Consider the following 18,674-nt stretch of genomic DNA (forward strand, 5'->3'; position numbering starts at 1 on the left):
TTGTGGTCCTTCTGTTTATTGATCGGCAGTGTTGAGCGTCAGGCGGAGAAGGCTTCGGGATTTTTTACACTCCTCGGGTTCCGACCCTCTCTCCACTCGGTGAGACCGTCCACGGCGATCCGCGAATGCTCACGGATCACGTCGTCGGATGCACCTGCTATATGGGGAGTCATGGTGACAATGTCCGATTCGAAAAGCGGATGATCGGTTGGAGTCGGCTCTTGCCAGAAGACGTCAAGCCCGAGGCCGGCTAGTCGACGTTCGGCTACAGCATTGACCAGTGCTTCCTCGTCGATCAGAGCGGCGCGGGCGGCATTGATGAGGAAGGACCCCGGCCGAATGAGCGATAGCTCGCGCGCACCGAGAAGTCCGACGGTCTCCTCCATGAGCGGGACGTGGAGAGTGATGATGTCGGAACTGGTGAGGACCTCGTCGAGCGGAGCAATCCGAGCCTCCCCGCCGAACGCATCTACTGGTAGGAAAGGATCGTAGACGATGACATTCATGCCGAATCCGCGTGCCCGTCGGAGAACTCCTCTCCCTACCGCACCGCCACCGAGGATGCCGAGTGTGCGGCCGGAGAGTTGGACACCTCTGAAGAGTGAGTAGGGTGCGAACACATCGTCAGATGACCAGTTTCCGGCGCGCAGCCACCTTTCTGCCTGACTGGTGTGACGCACTGTCATGAGCAGAAGCGTGAATGCAAGGTCGGCTGTGACTTCTGCGTTTCTCGCAGGGGTGGTTAGCACGGGGATTCCCCTGGCCGTGCATGCGGCAATGTCGACGTTGACCGGATTCGCTCGGCAAGAAACTACTGCTCGTAGGCGGGGTGCTTTGGTCAGTGAATCCTCATCGACCCGGTCAAGTTCTGTGATGACGACTTCGGCATTTGCCAGGAGTTCGTCGATTCCGCGTGCGCTCAGGGAACTTCCGGCGATCGAAGGCTCAACCGTATGGACAGTGAAATGTTTACGGAGCTCATCGACCTGAACTGGGTCGAATGCTGCCGTGATGACGAGGTCGGGTTTAGTGCTCATGGTGTCCTTTCTGCAGGGGGTGCTGTGTAGTCGGGTAGTTTTCATATCGACGAGGCAGGGGCCGAGACGTCGTGGTGAGAGTAAGCCCGTAGGTGGCGAAGCTCTGCCCAATGTGGGCGCAACGCGTCTCGCACACGTCTGAAAGTCGCTGCCTGAGCTGCGTAGAGTTCGCCGAGGTGAGCATGAGGTTCGAAGCGTCGAACTGAAGTCGAGAGCGCAGTCATTGCTTCATCGATGCTCTCGACTCTGCCTGTGGCGACGAGCGCCAACGCTGCGCATCCGCGCGCTCCGAGTTCGACATCGTCTGACCTTTCGATGACTCGCCCGGAGACATCGGCGACGATTTGGCAGATGGTGTCTGATTGGGCACCGCCGCCGCTCAATCGAACGACAGTGGACGACCCGATATCGAGTTCGTCCATGCATTCGCGAAGTGAGTGAGCCAGCCCCTCATAGACGGCACGCACCATCTCAGCAGTCGTTGTGCTCACCGAGAGGTTCATCCAGCTCGCTGAGGCCGCTGTGTCGACGAAGGGGGCTCGTTCTCCACTGGTGCTGGTATATGGAAGATAGATGACGCCTCCAGACCCTGGCCGCGCCGTCTGTGCGAGGTCTTCGATATCGCTCCAGTTGAGGTCGTTCAAGCCGAGCGTGGTGCGGCACCAGTCGAGGTTGGGAGTTCCATTCATCGGAGCAAAGCACTCAAGCACTTTGCCCTTGCCGTCGAATGACAAAGTGATGACCGGCTGGTCGCGTGTCGCCGTTCTCCGCTTGTGCACTGCACCGACGAAACTCGTGGTGCCCATGATCGCGTAGGCCCGACCACTGCGCGCGGCGTCGAGACCGACGCCGCCGAGTGGAGTATCAACCATCCCGGTGACCACGGGCAGCCCGGCAGGTAGGCCCGAGGCTGTTGCAGCCTGCGACGTAACTGTTCCTGCAATTTCGGTCGATGGCCGAACCGGGGCGAGAAGGCGCTGGAACCGCTCGTGCCCCAGATCTCTGAACAGATCGCTCGAATAGTCGCCAGTGTATACGTCGAGATAGGTGCGGCTGGCTTCTGTCGGATCTGTGGCGATATTGCCTGTCAGCTTAAAGCGGATCCAATCTTTGCAATTGAGATGATGAGCGGAAGCGTCGAGCCTGTCGGGGTCTGCTTCTTCAATCTCCTCGAGCAGGACCGGCAGTGCTCCGGGGAAGAGCGCCGATCCGGTGATTGTGCGCACTGAATCTGCGCGACCGTTGAGTTGCCAACGGTCAACTCGATCTCCTGCGCGCCCGTCTAGCCACAATAGTGCTGGACCGGTCGGGTTGCCGTCGTTGTCGATCAGCCAAGCTCCGTCTCCCTGACCGGTGACCGAAACGGCGATGATTTCGGCAGCTGAAGCCTGCCCGACTGCGTCTCTTGTCGTTCGGCACACGGCATCCCAGACACCGAGCATGTCCTGTTCGGCATGCGAGTGTGACGGGCGCTGGACGGAGAGCTCGGTCCGCGCCGATCCGAGCACATCGCCTGAGGTCGATAGCACCACCGACTTCACCGCAGTGGTGCCTGCATCGATGCCAAGTATTGCCTGTATGTTCAATCAGATCAGCCCTCTTCATTCATCGACGCAGCACTTACTTCCGTCTGCTGCTTGGCGCGCGAGGCTCTACGCGCTTCGATTTTCTCGGGTTCGATACCCGGTGCACGAAGCAGATAGGTGAGGAACAGGCCGACGATGTAGATGGCGGCGAGAACCCAGATCACAGGTGCGACTCCCATGATGGGGACCAAACCAGCAATCACCGGCCCCACGAAATTCGAGGCCCCAGCACCGAGATTGAGTACGGCCACGGCTGCCGCTTTGTGCTCTTTAGCGAGGAGAGGCACAACGGCAGACAGCGGAACATACATACCGAGGGCAAGCCCGTAGATGATGCCAATAATCATGACGACTAGATAATTCGCTCCCACGCCTTGCGGAACGTAGTAGAAGCCCAAGATAGTGATGGCGGTTGCTAGGCCTCCACCCCACGCAATGACGTTGAGCCGACCGAATATATCGGAAGCGTAGCCGGAGATGAGGTTCGCGAGAACATTGGCAAAGAGCATGGTGCCCCAGATGGATGACCATTCAGATTGACTGAAGCCGATGGTCTGCACCATGTAGACATTGAGGAACACAGCGAACGAGTAGTAGGACATTGTGTTGATCAATCGTAGGACGCCCCCGACGGCGACCTTTGGCTTCTCGGCCATGATCGATACGGATTTAACGAGTCCGTGGATGGTTTCCTTCTTGGTCGGCCGACGTGCACCTTTCTGAGACTTGACGAGAACCGCCACCATGACCGTTGCTACGATGACGAACACGGTAGCGGACCACAGCGTGCCAAGAGCGCCGAAAGGCTCGACGACGGCCGATACGAAGTAACCGCTGATGACTCCGAGGCCCATTGCATTGAAGAACCAGTACCAGCCGACTGCCTTCCCCATCACCTCGTTTGGTGTCTCCATAGTCACCCAGACGAGGAAGCCGTAGGCGAAGAAGGGGTAGCCGATAGCTCTGATCGCGTAGGAAATCACCATGATCGTGTAGTTACCCGGTATGACGCCGCCGACGAGGAAGACGACTTCGAGAACGATCCAGATGACGCCTCCGATGATCATCACTCGACGAGGCCCCAACGACTCAGCCAAGGCGCCGGCCAACCATGCGGCGATAGCGACAACCAGACCGTACACGGAGAACAGTGTGGCGATACTTCCTGCCCCGAACCCCTGGTCGGTGAGATGGTTCGACAAGAAGCTCAGTTCGATGCCATCGCCGACCATGAAGAGCATCAGAGCAAGGAAACCCCAGGCCAGCTTGGCCGAAATTCCCTGACTGGTGAGAAAACGCGAGAAGCCGCTTGGCTGGGCTGCGGCGGTGGATCCGGACATCGTCTCTCCTTTGAGTGTGAACATTTGTTCACATGAATGAACAATGGTAAACGTAGGATAGGCACTGGTGACACGATGTCAAGACCTGGGTGCGTTTTCACGAAGGAGTGACTGGAAGATGAGCGATAGGCGAACACTCGGAAGAGTGGCTCGGTTGCATTTCGAGAATGGTCTCACTCACCAGGAAATCGCCACGCTCTTCAACCTGTCTCGTGTGAAGGTCACACGTTTGTTGGCAGAGGCGAGGCAGGCCGGAATCGTTGAGATAAGGGTGCATTCCGATGAACGCCCCTTCTTTGAGGTTGAGAAGGCTCTTGCAGATCATTTCGCGTTGAAGGGTGTATGGGTCTCACCTCCCATCGAAACGAATATCAACAGCGATCACTCGGTTGACAATCGTCTGCTCGGTGTGACCGGTGCAGAAGCAATGCAGATGATGCTCCGTCGTGCAAAGCGGGTGGTTATGGGATTCAGTGCTGCTGTGAGCGCAAGTGCTGGGAGCCTTCAGGAGTTCGCGGCTCCCGAGCTTGAGATTTTTCCACTAGCCGGAGGGCGTGCGGGACGGGCGAGCGGCTCGAATCCCCAGGAGCTGGTGACCTCGGTGGCGAGGGCGACGGGTGGTCAGAGTTTCCAGCTTCCCGCTCCATTAATAGCAGCGGATTCACGAGTGTATGAAGCACTGATGAACCGAGCCGGATGCGCAGCAGTGTTGGAAGAAGCCGCTCAAGCGGATCTTCTGATCGTCGGAGTGGGTGTAGCTCATGATGTAGCTCCGGTGTTTCGACAACAGGTCAGCCAGTCTGATCTTGAGGAGATCGCTCATTCGGCGGCCGTGGGTGATATCTCAGCACGGTTCTTCGATGCAAAGGGGCACGCTCTGACAGAAGACCTAGACAGGCGAGTGGTGGGTTTGACGCTGGATGAGATGCGGCGGATCCCCAATCGGATGGCAATTGCTGGTGGTCTGGCCAAGGTGGAAGCGGTGCGGGCTGTGGTGAGTTCGGGGCTTGTCAATTACCTGGTGACCGACCTGGCGTGTGCTGAGGATCTGATCAAGGGGTCGGAGTAGGTTCGGCCGCCCGACTGAGGCCGAACAAACGGGTGCTTTCGAAGAGATGAGAACTTACTGCAAAATGACAGAACTCCTTGAGTCTGGCGTTTCCTCAGTGTTGGAGCTGCTGTTCAATTAGGCTGGGCGCGGAACCGCATGCATCGATAGACGGAAGGGCTGACGGGTGACGATCCTCTACACCATCGGACTGGGCGTCCTCAGCGCGCTCATCGTCGGATTCCTCGTTCGGCGGATGATGCTCACCGGCACCGGAGCCGCCCGCAACACCATCGTCTCCCTCATTATGGGCCTCTCCATCTGGCCCATCACCCTCCAGGCCTACAAACTCCTCGGCATCTCTGAATCCGACCAATACCCGAACCTGTCGATGAGCTTCCCCGCCATCATGGTCTTCCTGCTGCTCTTCGCCTGGTTCATCGTCATCCAGATGTTCGTCCTCCTTGCGATCGAACTCATCATGCCCTCGGGCACTCTGAGCTCACTCATCCGCAACGCGCCGAAGATCCCCACCTGGTATCGCCGCGTCAACCGCCTGGCCCAGATCCAGTCGATCCTCATCAAATTCGGCCTCTCCCGCTACCTTCGACCCAGAATCCCCACCCTCCGTGTCTCCCTCCGCGAGATCGCCGCCACCACCCGCGACGCCTTGGCCGCCTCGGGAGTCACGTTCATCAAGCTCGGCCAGTTCATCGCCACCCGCGGTGACATGATCCCGCACGAATTCGTTGAGGAGTTCTCAACCCTCCAAGCGGGAGTGAAGCCCGTTCCCTTCGGTGAGGTGAAGGACCAACTCGAAGCCGAATGGGGCCGTCCCGTCGCCGAGGTGTTCGCCGAATTCGACGAGAAACCCTTCGCCGGTGCCTCTGTCGCCCAGGTCCACCGCGCCGTGACCTGGGAAGGGCGCGTGGTCGCGGTCAAGGTGCAACGGCCGAAGATCCGCAAACAGGTCCGGGCAGACTGCGATATCGTCCTCACCCTGGCCGACCGTCTCGATCGCACCACCGATTGGGCGAAGAAGATCGGCATCGCGAAGCTCGCCCGCAGCTTCGTCGATTCACTGCAGGGTGAACTCGACTACCGTGGGGAGCTCGCCCACATCGAGGCTCTCCGCCTCGCCGATGAAACCGGCCGGTCGACGACGCAGACCGACTCGGTCGTTCATATCCCTCACGTGTATAAGGAACTCTCCGGCCAGTTCGTCATTGTTATGGACCTCGTCGAAGGTTCCCCTCTGTCCCACGGCGCCGAGGTGGTCGACCACCTCTCCGAGATCGCGCGCAGAGAGATCGCCCAGGACCTTTTCCTCATGGTCGTCCGTCAGGTGCTCGGGAAGGGCATCTTCCACGCCGACCTCCACCCCGGAAACATCGTCGTCTCGAGCGCAGGCCGTGCCGGCCTCGTCGACTTCGGAGCCGTCGGCCGCATCGACAAACGCGACCGCCGAGCAATCGCCCTACTGCTCATGGCCTTCGACTCGCAGAACTCGCAAGCCGCGACCGCGGCCATCCTCGAGCTGCTCGGCACGCCGAGTGAGGTGAACCTGCGGGAGCTGCAGCGTGAGATCGGGCAGATTATGCTGAAGTACGGAGACGGGGCTCCTGGTTCGACCTCGGCGGCACTGTTCGGTGAACTCATCGATTTCGTGGTTGACTTCGGGTTCCCGATGCCGGCCTCAGTTGCGACGGCGTTCCGAGCTATCAGCACTCTGGAAGGGTCGATCATTCGCCTCGTGCCGGAACTCAACCTGCTGGCGCTGGTGACTCAGAACGGCAAGACACTGCTCCGTGAAGTCGGGGGACTGGGAGTCGACCGACACGAGATGACGCTCTACGCGGCAGCGACCGCACCACAGATCGCTGAACTGCCCGGACAGATCTCCCGGATTGCCGGTCACCTCCAGGACGGAACGCTCGACGTCGGAACGAGCGGGCTCAACATTGCGACCATCAAGAATCTGCTGGTCTCGACTGTCGAACAGTTCATTCAGGTGATCGTCTCGACCGCGCTCATCCTCGGTGGAGTGATCCTCATGGCCGCGGACTTCGGCCCGGCATTGGCCCCAGAGCTCAAACTCTTCACGTACTTCGGCGCCTGGATGTTACTTGCTGGTAGTGTGATTGCAGCGTTGGTTCTTGCGCCAGCGCTCAGGCAGAGGATGGCGTGGGAAGGGCTCGGGTAGGCAAAGTGACGGAGCCAGTGGAGACGACGCGAATCAGCGATACCGCACTCATCTTCGAAGGCGGTGGGATGCGGGCTTCGCTCACCAGCGCTATGGCAGTCGTCTTGCTCAACGAAGGCCTGTCGTTTGACTGGGTCGCTGGCATCAGTGCTGGAGCGTCCACTGCAGTGAACTACCTATCCGAGGACAAATGGAGAGTGCGTCGATCGTTCGTCGAGTTCGCCAAGGAAGAAGAATTCGGCGGGTGGCGCTACTTCGCTCGCGGCAAAGGGATGTTCCATGGCGAGTACATCTACCAACGAGCGGGTGGCCCCGACGAAGCATTGCCGTTCGATTGGGACACCTATGAGGCGAGCACCGGCGACATGCGGGTCATCGCATTTGATGCGGTGACCGGCGAGGAGGCGGTGTGGTCGAAGAAGGACACTCCGAACATCGACGATTTGATGATCAGAGTGCAGGCGTCATCGACGATGCCGATTGTCATGCCGCCGGTGCATCTCAATGGGCACGTGTACGTCGACGGCGCGATGGGGGAGGACGGCGGAATCGCTCTGAGCCAGGCCCAGCGCGAGGGCTTCGAGAAGTTTATTGTCGTTCTGACCCAGGAGCGCGGCTACAAGAAGGAGCCGCAGCGATTCCCTGCAGTCTTTCGCGGCCTATTCCGAAAGTATCCGGCGCTGGCCGATGCGCTGCTGACACGGTGGAAGCGGTACAACGAGACCCGCGAGCGGATCTTCGAGCTCGAGGCGGAGGGGAAGGCCCACGTCTTCGCACCCGAGCGCATGCCGGTCGATAACAGCACCCGTAACCTCTCTCAACTCGCTGCCGCCCACCGTCTGGGACTCTCTCAATCACGGCACGAGTTGCCGGCGCTTCGCGAGTTCGTTGGGGTGTGAATAGAATATTTGGGAGTCAGTGAACTGGCTCTGCAAAGGCGCCAGGAGGGGAAGGACGCGGTCGATACATTCGTCAGCAAGATATGGACCAGTCGAGATTGGCGCACCCAACTGTCCCCTTGAAATCTTAGCCCACGATGCTGCAGTGTCCTATCAGCGAACAGTCGCAGCGACGATATGGGAGAATACCGATAGCTCTGCCTGTCCGAGGCCATAAGCAGCAAAGGCAAGCAACCCTGCAGAACATGTAGCAACTACCCATACCCAAAATGGGAAGCGTTTGGGTAATTCGTATCTCCTCATGTCAAGTAGTTCTGTCCCAACTATTAACTCAAGCATGAATGCGCCAGTTTGCCATTTAGAAAAGTAGGTAACATGCTCTTTCGCTAAGCTCGGTATTCGGGGTCGAGCTGGTGAGATCGGCACGTATCGCCTTATTTCGGCGTCTGCAAGTGATCCGAAAGAAACCGGATCAACCGGTGAACGGATGTACATTGTCTCGGCCGCCGAAGTCTGTTGCAGGTCATCGGGCCGACGGGTAACTGACCTCACTATCAGTCCAGTCGCAACGGACCACCCAAGAAACACGGTAAGCCACAAGGCTTCCTGGGGCGGTGTAAGGCAGGATCTCCAGGAACGCTTCGAATGGATCGGACACCGCAGTCTGATGCCCGGTGCCAAGATTCTCAATCAGATCAATTGCGTCACGAAGAATACCTACCATGAATGTTATAGTGCTTAACCACATCGCCTCAATCGCTTTGGCGAAGAGTGCGGGGAATGGAATAAATAGAAGGGCCAGAATAATAGGTAGCATTGGAGCGGATCGAAAAATACGTAGCATAGACAGGGGTGCTTCGCCGGACCCTATGTAGGCGCATCCATTGACATTTTCTATTAGGGAAATGCGGCGGCATATCTCGCCGCCCTGCGAATGTCCTACTAGAAAGGTGCAATCGTTCCGCTTAGCCACGGATTTCGTAAGGTGAGCGAGGCCGCTAACGATACTCCCATCTTCTCGCCCATCTAACTCGCCAGACATATACAAATATGCATCGCCCAGAACCTGAACTACTACGCGGTTAACCAAGGATTTTATCGTTTTTGACATCAGCGAGGCAAAGGATCCTACTACTAAGAGAGCAGCCACTATGGGAATAGTAAGCAGGCCGAGTAGTAGTATCAGAAGAGTGCCAATAGTCGCGCCAAAACTGAGCGAATCATTTCGCGTTTCGCTCGCTCTGTCGGATGACCAAAATCCGGCCAGCGCGTAGGGGAAAAGTGGCATCACTTTGAATGCCCAAAGGATAACTTTCCGAAATTCTGGTTCAGTGGTATCACGGTGCCAACTACCGTCATTGAATTCGATCTCGATTGGCACGACTCCTGGAAGCTCGATAAGAGCGCGGGTAACCGGCAAGTAACTGGCTTTCGAGGTGTCGACCGCAGAGTTCTTCGGCAATTCTTTGTAGGTGCCGCCCGACTTCGAAACTCCTTCGGCCACTGCGGCTGCCACGTTCCGTGGCATATGACCGTGCCCGGTTCCTGCGTTGCCGACTCCGTGCACACAGACAAGACCGCATTTAATGACTTCTGGTGCTCCGCCGGTCGCCTGATCTGCGTCGATCTCCGAATCCATGTAGCAATCATAGTTCACGCCTGAGTTCCACAACTTTAGTGCCCCGCAAAACGGTCCGGCAGTAGCTCACCCGCGATTTTTCTCGCTTCCCCGGTGACCTCTGGGTCGAAGGTGATGTCCTGCCCACCCACGCGGCCGGTGAACTCCCGCAGCGGCCGCAACGATGTGATGATCTTCTTCAGCGACGCCCCAGTCGTGTCCTGCATGAACCTCGATATGGCCAACGCGGTGAACACGACTGTCAAGTGCGCCTCGATCGCATCTCTGGTGCGGTGGAAGATCGGCCTGGCTCGTAGGTCGGTCTTCGACATCTGTCAAGTCCCGGGTTTTCTGGAGGCTGAACGTTCGTTCAGTTATTAGGCCGCCGAAGTCTGCAGGCTCGTGTAGTGGGCTGCTTCGATCTCGGCGGGAGTCTGATAGTCAAGCATCGAATGCAACCGTTCGGTGTTGAACCAATGCACCCACTCAGCCGTCGCGGCCTCGAGATCGTTGCGACCGGACCAGGGGCCGTCGGTGAAGACGAGTTCGTATTTGTATAACGAGTTCAGCGCTTCGGCCATGGCATTGTCGTAACTATCGCCGATCGATCCCACCGACGCCACTGCCTCGGCCTCAGCCAGTGCCTGGGTGTAGCGCAGAGCCCGATACTGCACCCCTCTGTCCGAGTGGTGGGTCAGCCCTACAACGTCGTGACCTGCACGTTTACGGCCCCATATGCCCATATTCAAAGCATCGAGAGCCAGATCGGTATACATTCGCGTCGAGGTCTGCCAGCCGATGATCATTCGAGAGAATACGTCGAGGACGAACGCGACGTAAACGAAGCCGGCCTCAGTGGGAACGTAGGTCAGATCCGCGACCCAGAGACGGTTCGGCTCCGCAGCGGTGAAGTTACGTTTGACGAGGTCAGCCGGTCGTTTCGTCTCGGGACCGGGCTTCGTCGTCCGCGGGAACTTCCCTCTCACAACACCCCGGATGCCCAACTCATTGCACAATCTCTCGACCGTGCACCGGGCCACGGGGCCGTAGGTCCTTGTGAGTTCGGCGTGGATCTTGCGGATGCCGTAGACCTTGTTGCGGCGGTGAGTGTGGATAGCCATGATCCTTTCTTTGAGCACCGCATCTCGCTGGGCTCGAGCGCTGACCGGACGGGTCTTGAAGGCATAGTACGTTGATGGGGCGATGCTCAGGCCCAGGTCCTGGCGCAGGACCTGACAGATCGGTTCGATTCCCCACCTGTGCTTGTTCTCGTCGATGAAGGCGACGATTACTTCTGTAGGCGGTCGAACTCCGCCTTGCCGAAAAACGCGGTCGCTGATCGGAGGATGTCGTTGGACTTCCGCAGCTCCCGGTTCTCCTTCTCCAGCCGCCGGATCCGTGCCTGGACGTCCTCGGTCTCGACGGGCAGGTTGGCTGCTTCGGCTTTCTTGACCCAGTTGCGCAGGGCTTCCTTGTTCACATCGGTCTGCTCGGCAATGCGGGCGATGGCACCGTTTCGAGTCTCTGGGTCGGCGCGGGCCTCGAGAGCCAGTCGAGTGGCTCTCTCACGTACTTCTGGTGGATATTTCGAGGTAGGCATGATGAGTTGAGGGTAGTCCTTTCTTGGGTAACCGCACACCCTCCATCAAACCAAGGACGAATCAATCCGGAAAGACTGCTCGACATGCCACAGGTCGTGATAGCTGCCGATGACCTCGGCCGCAGGCATGGTCCCGACGGGAATGTTCGTCACGTAGCCTTTGAACCCTGTCAGCTTCATCGCCCGCTCATAAGCCTTCTCATCGAAGGCTTTCTCCTCATCAGTGACCTTGACGAACCGAGCCTTCTTCGCCGGCTTGTCACCGTCGATGATCGCCAATGCCCGGTTGCGCTGCAGGTTCAGCGTCTGCTCATCACGCATCGCCCGTTTGCGCCGGTACTGCCACACCACTCGCCACGCATGAGGATGCTCTTTCGCTGACCAGACGGGTTCGCGTCTCTTCTTCACCCGCTCAGGATCAAGCCGCTTGGTTCCTTTCGGGGTGATCGTGTCGATGATCTGCCCGTCCTCGGCGTACTCACCATTCCACCGAAAATGCGTCGCCAGATCGTGTGGAGCTTTCGTCTGCCTCGACCCGACGATGAACCGCAGCCCAGCGTCATCGAGTTCTTTGAGGTTCTTTGCCGACAGCATTCCGGCGTCGGCGGCGACGACCATGTCTGTCACCTGGTGGCGTTCTTGGAAGGCTTTGATCACGGGAATGAGCGTGTGGGTCTCTGCTTTCGATCCTTCGAAGCAGCCGATCTCTAACGGGAATCCGGTCCGATCGACGAGGAGTCCAACAACGATCTGCGGGTCCACGCGGCGTTCTTTGGAGTACCCGACCTGACGCAGAGAATCTTCCTTCTCAGCCTCGAAATACAGTGTCGTGACGTCATACAGCAGCAGACTGATGCCGGTGGTGGCGATGCTGTGGGCGAAGCATTTCTCGGCGATCTTGTCCCGGTAGTCGCGTTCGTTGGCCCGAACCAGACAGTTGAGGAACGTGTTGTGGTGCGGTGGCTCGATACCGAGCTCGGCAAGGACACGGAGACTGTCGGCTTTCGATGTCGGCTCAACCAGCCGTGCCAGCACGAGGTGAAAGAAGGCGTTGTCGTTGACCACCTCGTCGAAACCGAGTCTCTTCCACGACTCGGCGATGGCATCGATGAGGACGGAAGACCGTGATCCCACCACAGTTCGGGCCCGCGGTGGCACGGCAGCATCGGTAGGTAGGCCCAGCTCAAGTTCGAGTTGTTCGGCCGCCCCGTAGTCGGCGAGCCCTTCTTCGCCGGCAGCGAGCAGAGCCGCTAGTTCTGCTTCTGTATGAGCGGATCCGAGGTGTTCAAGGACGGTGACTTTCCCACGGTGTTTGCGCACGATCTGCACGGCTGTGGCCCCGGACCCGGTGGTGACTTTCCGCAGACGAGGCGACATAGCCCCATCGTAGACAGCCAATTAGTGTCCCACCAACAGAATTCCCGGCCTTGTGACCAGCACAAACACGAACGGAATCGCGAAATCAGCGCCTAGTTGTGGAAGTCAGGTATGACCGTGCCCGGTTCCTGCGTTGCCGACTCCGTGCACACAGACAAGACCGCATTTAATGACTTCTGGTGCTCCGCCGGTCGCCTGATCTGCGTCGATCTCCGAATCCATGTAGCAATCATAGTTCACGGCTCATGAGCCATGTGGACTGTGTAGTTGACTGTTTCGAGATTGCGTGTCCGGTATCTGTCTAGAACAAGACATCTGTTTCTTCAGTACGTCCCCTTCGGCTGAGTCGCCTTACGCGAATCTTCAGGGTTAAGGTGACCGCGACTAGGATTATAACGCTAATAGGCATGCGAACCTGCTTATCGAATGTATACACTATTTCAAACTTCCATTGCACCCACCCGATCTGCGCTCGTATAGCCCACGGCCTCGACATCTTCAGGCATCGAGCTTCGACGGTTGCCCGCCCTCCGAGTCCATGGTGTTGCTCCGAACTCTTTGTTCCGAGCGCGCTCGTTGAGTTCTTGTAGCGAATGCATGACGAAATTTGTACTGTAAGTTGGCTCTGTTTCTTCCTCTGTACCCGTACACGCCGGAAACCCGCCTAAATATTCACATGCTTACGGTTGTGCTGAACCTCGATATGCTCCATTATTGCCTGCAGTCCGCGCTTCCAGCCGATTCGTGAATGGCTCACGGTGGTAACACTCGATCCTCACCGATGGGGAGGAGGTTACTGCAACCGCGTTGGCCTGATATACCCATTCCTTCAGCGGTTCCGACTGTGTTAATCGCGGCAGGAATCACCGTCGATTCGCGAGTTCGTCGAGGATGACCGACGCCTATTAGATGGGTCCCGCATCTCTACCCCTGCCGATACCCCAACTTCACTGAGATCTCTTTCGCCGCAGCCTTCATCACCGGCACCAACGCCTGCATCCGATCCTTCGGCATGAAGGGACGCGTCGCCGACAGTGAAATTCCGGCGACGATGTCTCCGCTGCCGTCCCGAACCGGAGCAGCCACACACCGGATCCCCGGCTCATTCTCCTCGAGATCGAGTGAGGCTCCGTCGCGGGTGTAGCCCTGCATCCGCTTGACGAATGCATCCACCGCAGCGGAGTCCGCACCAGGGTTCTCTGCAACGAACAAACGCTCCCACCGGTCATCCTGTCCCAGCAACAGCGCCTTGCCGACACCGGTGCGTGTCATCGGCATCCTATGGCCGATCCGTGAGCGCATCTCGGCCCCACGGGTACCTGGGATCTTATGGAGATAGAGCACCGACTCACCATCCTCGACCGAGAGATGGATCGTGTCCTGAGTCCGTTCAGCCAACGCCTCTAGTGTCGCGTTTCTGAAATTGGTTGAGGTTTCGCTTTCTCGAGGACTTGTTCAGGCGTCTTCGTCCACACAAAGGGGTGCTTGCGTTTGTTCCACCCAGTGATGAAAGCCCGAATCTTCGCGTTGAGATCCTTCACCGATGTGAACACGCCACGCTTGATCGCTTGGCGATCGATGATGCCGAACCAGACCTCCACGAGGTTCAGCCACGACCCCGACGTCGGGGTGAAATGCACATGAAACCGCGGATGCTCATTCAACCACTGACGCACTTCGACTGTCTTGTGAGTGGCGTAGTTGTCCAACACCAAATGCAGCTCCTGGTCCGGGTATGCTCGATCGATCTGACGCAGAAACGACAGAAACTCCTGCCGACGATGCCGAGGTTTCACCGCGCCGGTGACCTGTCCCGTAGCGACTTCGAGAGCGGCGAAGAGAGTTGAGGTTCCATGCCGGTGATAATCATGGGTGCGCTTCTCGGCATCACCCATGCGCATCGGCAGCAACGGTGCCGTGCGATCGAGGGCCTGGATTTGGGACTTCTCATCGACACTGAGCACCACCGCATTCTCCGGAGGCGCCAGGTACAAGCCGATGACATCGGTGACCTTCGCTTCCAGCTCGGGATCGGTGGAGAACTTGAACGTCTCGGCCTTCCATGGTTGGATCCCGTACTCGCGCCAGGCCCGAGCCACGGTCGCGTTGCCGACCTTCAGGTGTTTGCCCAACAGGCGCGATGACCAGTGAGTGACGCCGTACTTCTTCGGTGGCGGCATCAGGGTGGTCGTGACGATATCGAAGTGATCAAGCTGTTTCGGACGTCCTGAGCGAGGATCATCGCCGAGTCCGGCGATGCCAGATTCGCCATAGCGGGCCCGCCATTTCAGCACGGTCACCACGGATGCGCCGGTCAATTCGGCGATGCGTGTGTTCGCGAGTCCATCGGCGGCCAGCAACACGATTCGTGCCCGCTTGGCCAGGCCGGCCTTGATCGTCGAGGAGCGCACCCATTCCCGCAGGAGGTCCTCTTCGCCTTCGTGTAGAACAAGTGCTGGAGCAGGAGAATTCGCCATACCCAATTCTCGCAAACACACAACCATTCAGGAACTAACGACACGCGACACTAGCGCTAATCCAACTGAACGGGGTGGCAGTTCACAACGCAGTTCGACGCCTCAGTTACCTTCCCAAACGGGCTGAGGAACGTTCACTGTAACTTGGCCAACATTACTTTGGATAGTGAGCACCTCGATTCACTATGGATACGTCTATGTCAGTGCCTCCTGCGACTCTTAGTAGGACAAGACAAGCAACGACGAGAGGAAGTCATGGAACAGACACAGTCGCCACACCTCGCCCTGGTCCCCGACGTATTCGATGCAGTCATCAAAGGGATCGACTACTCAGATAACCGCGGATGGATTCCGTGGGCGTGGGCTGCGCTGGTCCGCGCCGGCGACGTTCCAGAACAACTCGACGAATCTGACGAGGACTATGCGGCGCACGTCATCACGTTGGTGGCGCTGGGCTATTTGTACGAACGGTTCCAAGATGTCTACGCGGGCACCGAAGGAGACGACGAGCTCATGATCGAAGTCCTGGGCAGTGATCGTCCATTCATCACCGACATCGACGTAGCCCGCTACTGCGAACGGCACGGTTATGCTTCGCTCGAGGATCCAGAAACCGGACCCGGGCTCCTGCAAGAAGCCGCTAAGAATCGCCGGGTCGAGGTGAAGGCCCGGCTGCGTGAGCTCCTCGGGGACGGACGACTCTTCACATCGCTCGTCATCTCTGGGATCCCAGAGCCGGAGCCAGAGTACGACGAAGACGGCCGAGAGATCGAGACTCCACGACCTGGCGACCCACTCGCCGAAAACGCCTTCGACGACCAATTCGCTGGCGTGACTTCGGACCTCTCAAATGCAGAGGCGTATGAGTGGCTGACACGCTGAGCTGGGCTGAGTTCAGTCCGAAGCTGCGGAACGACTGCGACGTTGTCGGCAGCGAAGGAAACCTACGCAAGCACACTCCGGTCATCGATTTCGCACACACGTCCCGATCAGAGCGATCGAGAGATCTGTCCATCAGCGATCTTTGAGAGACGAGAAGAGATGAAATCACCGCAACAAATATTCGACGACTACGTCTCAGGAACCATTTCCCGAAGCGAAATGATTCAGGCGATCGCCGACTATCCGTTCGCGGACGAGCCTCTCACTGACGGCTATGACTGGATTACGCCGGCACCCGACGGGCCTACCTGGATGGAAGTCAGTCACGCGAGGCGTCGGAACAAGATCACCCCCGACAACTACGCCGAGATTCTCGAGCTACGGAACAGTAGACGTTCGCAGCCCGAGCCTCATGGCTTCAAGCGGGAAACTTGCCGGTACACCTAGAGTCCCCATGTTACATAGTGGATGATAGCTAGGGACTATCGAGGTCCTAACCGTTCGAATCTCTTGCTGCGCAACGCGCCAGTCATTTATACAAGTTTATAGAGTTTATAGAAGCATAAACATAAGTAGTTCCCGTAACTTAAATGTCAGTATATCGTGTAAGTGAGCCTCATATCTTCTGGATTCCCGCGATAATTAGTGCTGAACCAAGAGGTCAGTCCTCGGATAGCTTGGCCGCCTGCACGACTCGTCGCAACTAGAGGCGTCTACGTTCACCGGTCAGGTGCATCTGGTGGCCCTTCTCCGCCCGGGCCTTCCGCCACAATCCGCGCCGCGACTGTCCTCTGCTCAGGGCTGAGTTGCTTCAGGTCGTATCCGTCCATCGCCAGGGCCCACCATACGGTGCGGTTCATAGGACACGCTCCACAGGTACGTGGACTGATGACACCCCACTGCCCCATACGAGGCGGGAAATCCCACCCGGTACGGTACGCCTCCTCGGATGTCATGACCTCAGTCTTCCCACACACTTCGCACCAGTGTTCAAAAGCCTCTGTCAGCTCAGACATCGTGTCGGTCTCCTTTCTCACGTCGCCCAGCGCAGTCAGCAAGGCGACAAGCACGGGTCCTGGGCCATCAATCGCTTCCGTGCAGGCCCCGCCGGGGAAACCACGAACCTGCCAGTGGTCGTTCGCGTTCAATGGGAAAGTGCCCCGCGTCAAGAGCACCGCCAGTTTGAAGCCCACGACGAAATTGTGACAACGAGAAGCCAGCAATCCGATAATAAGGAGACATGCCCATAGTCACTCCGATGCCGAGACTATTCTGACCTTCTCCACGTTCATACCGGCTGCGGATAGTCGAACAAGCAGGTCGTCAGTACTGAGAAAGCTATCGTGAAACTGCTCGTCATCATGGGATATCGCAGTCAGCGGATCATCGCCTTCCAGAGACTGTTCCCTGTCGAAGACCAATACGACGGTGCCCTGCTGAGCCTCCTGGGCGGAGTCTCCGGTTCGAACTGCGCCGCGGCCGTGGCGATACCGAATGTAGACGAATCGAGCGTCTTCAAGATCGCCTTCCCATTGGGACGGTGCTGCAATGCTCGTGCACCTCAAGTTGGTCAGCGTCGTTCCACTCAGTTGTTCGGCCAAAGCTCTCACTTCCGTTCTTCAGATTCGTGGTTGGTCACCAACGGCGGGCCCCACCTACGCGGCCAGGCGGTGCTCACGTTCCCGGATAACCGAACACGCGTTCTCAACGAAGTGCATAACGTCTTCCTTCGACTGCGACAGAGCTTTCGCCCCCTCATCGAGGTGCCCGGGCCACAATGGCTTCACGGACCCGTGCGTATCGACGTACATATCCAGATCATTTCGATCGATGTAACCGTCGAACCCACCCTGCGCATCAAGATCGAACTCCGGATGCTGTGGCGACCGTTTGAAGAATTCGTCGAACTCGCCTGTCTTGATTCCAACCAGCGTGAGGTCCCAGTAGTCACGCCACTTGGAGCGGAAGCCGCCTCGCAATGTGTTCATGCTTCGTGACCTTGTGTACCCGGAGGGCAAGTACCGCGGCACGAGGATGAAGTTTCCGCGTACATGCGCGAGCTTCGCGAACTCGGCGAAGATCTCATTGACCTCGACATAGGCTCCGCCGCGGACTCGTTCGATCAGACCGGGGATCTGCTTTGCCGTACACCAATCCCCATACCAGAGATCGAGGGCACGCTGATACGTCGTCCAGAAGGAGTTCATCGAATCTGCCGATGCAAGGAAGCCCGCATCAGTGATTGCCTGCAGGTCGGCCTGCATCGCTTCCCTGTCGGCGTCCCGACCGGCCGCCTTCGCTACCTGTCGATAACGCAGCCAATTGAGGACAGGGATCGACTGGTTAGCCTCGTACTCCACATCGCCGAGTATTGACCGCTTGTAGTCGTAGAAGAGCGGCATCAGATTTCCTCCGTTGACGGTCGATGATGGCTAGCAAATCGTTACAGACTACTGGTGACATACACACTCGTCAATAGACACGGGACCGTTCGCTGAGAGAAGTTCCCTCCCTCGTGGGACCCTTCTCCGGCCTCTCGCCGACGGCGGCAAACCGCGGAACTGGAGCTCCAGCTGCGTCGTATCGCGCCACCCAAAAGTAATTACC

General features: G+C 58.1%; 15 protein-coding genes, 1 pseudogene and 1 other annotated feature. Of the genes and pseudogenes, 4 read left to right on the forward strand and 12 right to left on the reverse strand.

Features of this window, described 5'->3' with window-relative positions:
* Positions 1-38: 38 nt before the first annotated feature.
* Genes IG171_RS10020 through IG171_RS10030 form a run of 3 tightly spaced genes read right to left on the reverse strand, consistent with a single transcriptional unit; the run spans position 39 to position 3,963 of the window.
* On the reverse strand, positions 39-1,037 hold the full coding sequence (locus IG171_RS10020) for an NAD(P)-dependent oxidoreductase (RefSeq protein ID WP_212127325.1): 999 nt from the start codon (positions 1,035-1,037) through the stop codon (positions 39-41).
* A 41-nt stretch (positions 1,038-1,078) separates the two neighbouring features.
* Positions 1,079-2,623: an FGGY-family carbohydrate kinase gene (locus tag IG171_RS10025; protein ID WP_212127326.1), complete on the reverse strand. Its 1,545-nt coding sequence runs from the start codon at positions 2,621-2,623 to the stop codon at positions 1,079-1,081.
* A 5-nt stretch (positions 2,624-2,628) separates the two neighbouring features.
* Positions 2,629-3,963: an MFS transporter gene (locus IG171_RS10030; protein ID WP_212127327.1), complete on the reverse strand. Its 1,335-nt coding sequence runs from the start codon at positions 3,961-3,963 to the stop codon at positions 2,629-2,631.
* Positions 3,964-4,117: 154 nt separating this feature from the next.
* On the opposite strand from IG171_RS10030, the gene IG171_RS10035 reads away from it, so the two are divergent.
* The 3 genes from IG171_RS10035 (at position 4,118) to IG171_RS10045 (ending at position 8,113) form a co-directional block, all read left to right on the forward strand.
* Positions 4,118-5,032 carry a sugar-binding domain-containing protein gene (locus IG171_RS10035; protein ID WP_212131628.1) on the forward strand — a complete coding sequence of 305 codons (915 nt, stop codon included), beginning with the start codon at positions 4,118-4,120 and terminating at the stop codon, positions 5,030-5,032.
* Positions 5,033-5,198: 166 nt separating this feature from the next.
* Positions 5,199-7,214: an AarF/UbiB family protein gene (locus IG171_RS10040; RefSeq protein ID WP_212127329.1), complete on the forward strand. Its 2,016-nt coding sequence runs from the start codon at positions 5,199-5,201 to the stop codon at positions 7,212-7,214.
* Positions 7,215-7,231: 17 nt separating this feature from the next.
* On the forward strand, positions 7,232-8,113 hold the full coding sequence (locus IG171_RS10045) for a patatin family protein (RefSeq protein ID WP_349252115.1): 882 nt from the start codon (positions 7,232-7,234) through the stop codon (positions 8,111-8,113).
* Between the two features lie 523 nt (positions 8,114-8,636).
* Here IG171_RS10045 and IG171_RS10050 read toward each other — a convergent pair.
* The 7 genes and pseudogenes from IG171_RS10050 to IG171_RS10080 form a co-directional block, all read right to left on the reverse strand.
* Positions 8,637-9,752 (reverse strand): hypothetical protein, encoded by a 1,116-nt coding sequence (locus IG171_RS10050; protein WP_212127331.1) that lies wholly within the window; start codon positions 9,750-9,752, stop codon positions 8,637-8,639.
* 35 nt (positions 9,753-9,787) lie between these two features.
* Positions 9,788-10,066: pseudogene (locus tag IG171_RS10055) on the reverse strand (IS1634 family transposase); the annotation flags it as partial.
* 42 nt (positions 10,067-10,108) lie between these two features.
* Positions 10,109-11,071 (reverse strand): IS3 family transposase, encoded by a 963-nt coding sequence (locus IG171_RS10060; RefSeq protein WP_349252154.1) that lies wholly within the window; start codon positions 11,069-11,071, stop codon positions 10,109-10,111.
* Positions 10,930-11,062: a sequence feature (AL1L pseudoknot), on the reverse strand. (Overlaps the previous gene by 133 nt.)
* Positions 11,020-11,331 (reverse strand): transposase, encoded by a 312-nt coding sequence (locus tag IG171_RS10065; RefSeq protein WP_212127336.1) that lies wholly within the window; start codon positions 11,329-11,331, stop codon positions 11,020-11,022. The genes IG171_RS10060 and IG171_RS10065 overlap by 52 nt, the downstream gene beginning before the upstream one ends.
* A gap of 45 nt (positions 11,332-11,376) precedes the next feature.
* Positions 11,377-12,708 carry an IS1634 family transposase gene (locus IG171_RS10070; protein WP_249203587.1) on the reverse strand — a complete coding sequence of 444 codons (1,332 nt, stop codon included), beginning with the start codon at positions 12,706-12,708 and terminating at the stop codon, positions 11,377-11,379.
* Positions 12,709-13,632: 924 nt separating this feature from the next.
* Complete coding sequence (locus tag IG171_RS10075) at positions 13,633-13,980, reverse strand: IclR family transcriptional regulator C-terminal domain-containing protein (RefSeq protein WP_249203589.1); 348 nt, start codon at positions 13,978-13,980, stop codon at positions 13,633-13,635.
* 131 nt (positions 13,981-14,111) lie between these two features.
* Positions 14,112-15,185, reverse strand: coding sequence for an IS630 family transposase (locus IG171_RS10080; protein ID WP_249204326.1), 1,074 nt, complete (start codon positions 15,183-15,185; stop codon positions 14,112-14,114).
* A gap of 255 nt (positions 15,186-15,440) precedes the next feature.
* On the opposite strand from IG171_RS10080, the gene IG171_RS10085 reads away from it, so the two are divergent.
* Positions 15,441-16,067, forward strand: a complete 627-nt coding sequence (locus tag IG171_RS10085; RefSeq protein ID WP_212127338.1) for a hypothetical protein — start codon at positions 15,441-15,443, stop codon at positions 16,065-16,067.
* Positions 16,068-17,317: 1,250 nt separating this feature from the next.
* On the opposite strand, the gene IG171_RS10090 is transcribed toward IG171_RS10085, so the two are convergent.
* Positions 17,318-17,668 carry a hypothetical protein gene (locus tag IG171_RS10090; RefSeq protein WP_212127339.1) on the reverse strand — a complete coding sequence of 117 codons (351 nt, stop codon included), beginning with the start codon at positions 17,666-17,668 and terminating at the stop codon, positions 17,318-17,320.
* Positions 17,669-17,722: 54 nt separating this feature from the next.
* Positions 17,723-18,469 (reverse strand): hypothetical protein, encoded by a 747-nt coding sequence (locus IG171_RS10095; protein WP_212127341.1) that lies wholly within the window; start codon positions 18,467-18,469, stop codon positions 17,723-17,725.
* Between the last annotated feature and the right edge of the window lie 205 nt (positions 18,470-18,674).

Source organism: Brevibacterium sp. SMBL_HHYL_HB1 (assembly GCF_018208375.1).
GTDB lineage: Bacteria > Actinomycetota > Actinomycetes > Actinomycetales > Brevibacteriaceae > Brevibacterium > Brevibacterium intestinavium.

Coding starts and splice junctions, on each gene's coding strand:
- IG171_RS10020 (WP_212127325.1), bottom strand. CDS start 1,037: ATGAGCACTAAACCCGACCTCGTCATCACGGCAGCATTCGACCCAGTT.
- IG171_RS10080 (WP_249204326.1), bottom strand. CDS start 15,185: ATGGCGAATTCTCCTGCTCCAGCACTTGTTCTACACGAAGGCGAAGAG.
- IG171_RS10030 (WP_212127327.1), bottom strand. CDS start 3,963: ATGTCCGGATCCACCGCCGCAGCCCAGCCAAGCGGCTTCTCGCGTTTT.
- IG171_RS10065 (WP_212127336.1), bottom strand. CDS start 11,331: ATGCCTACCTCGAAATATCCACCAGAAGTACGTGAGAGAGCCACTCGA.
- IG171_RS10050 (WP_212127331.1), bottom strand. CDS start 9,752: ATGGATTCGGAGATCGACGCAGATCAGGCGACCGGCGGAGCACCAGAA.
- IG171_RS10085 (WP_212127338.1), top strand. CDS start 15,441: ATGGAACAGACACAGTCGCCACACCTCGCCCTGGTCCCCGACGTATTC.
- IG171_RS10095 (WP_212127341.1), bottom strand. CDS start 18,469: ATGCCGCTCTTCTACGACTACAAGCGGTCAATACTCGGCGATGTGGAG.
- IG171_RS10075 (WP_249203589.1), bottom strand. CDS start 13,980: ATGACACGCACCGGTGTCGGCAAGGCGCTGTTGCTGGGACAGGATGAC.
- IG171_RS10070 (WP_249203587.1), bottom strand. CDS start 12,708: ATGTCGCCTCGTCTGCGGAAAGTCACCACCGGGTCCGGGGCCACAGCC.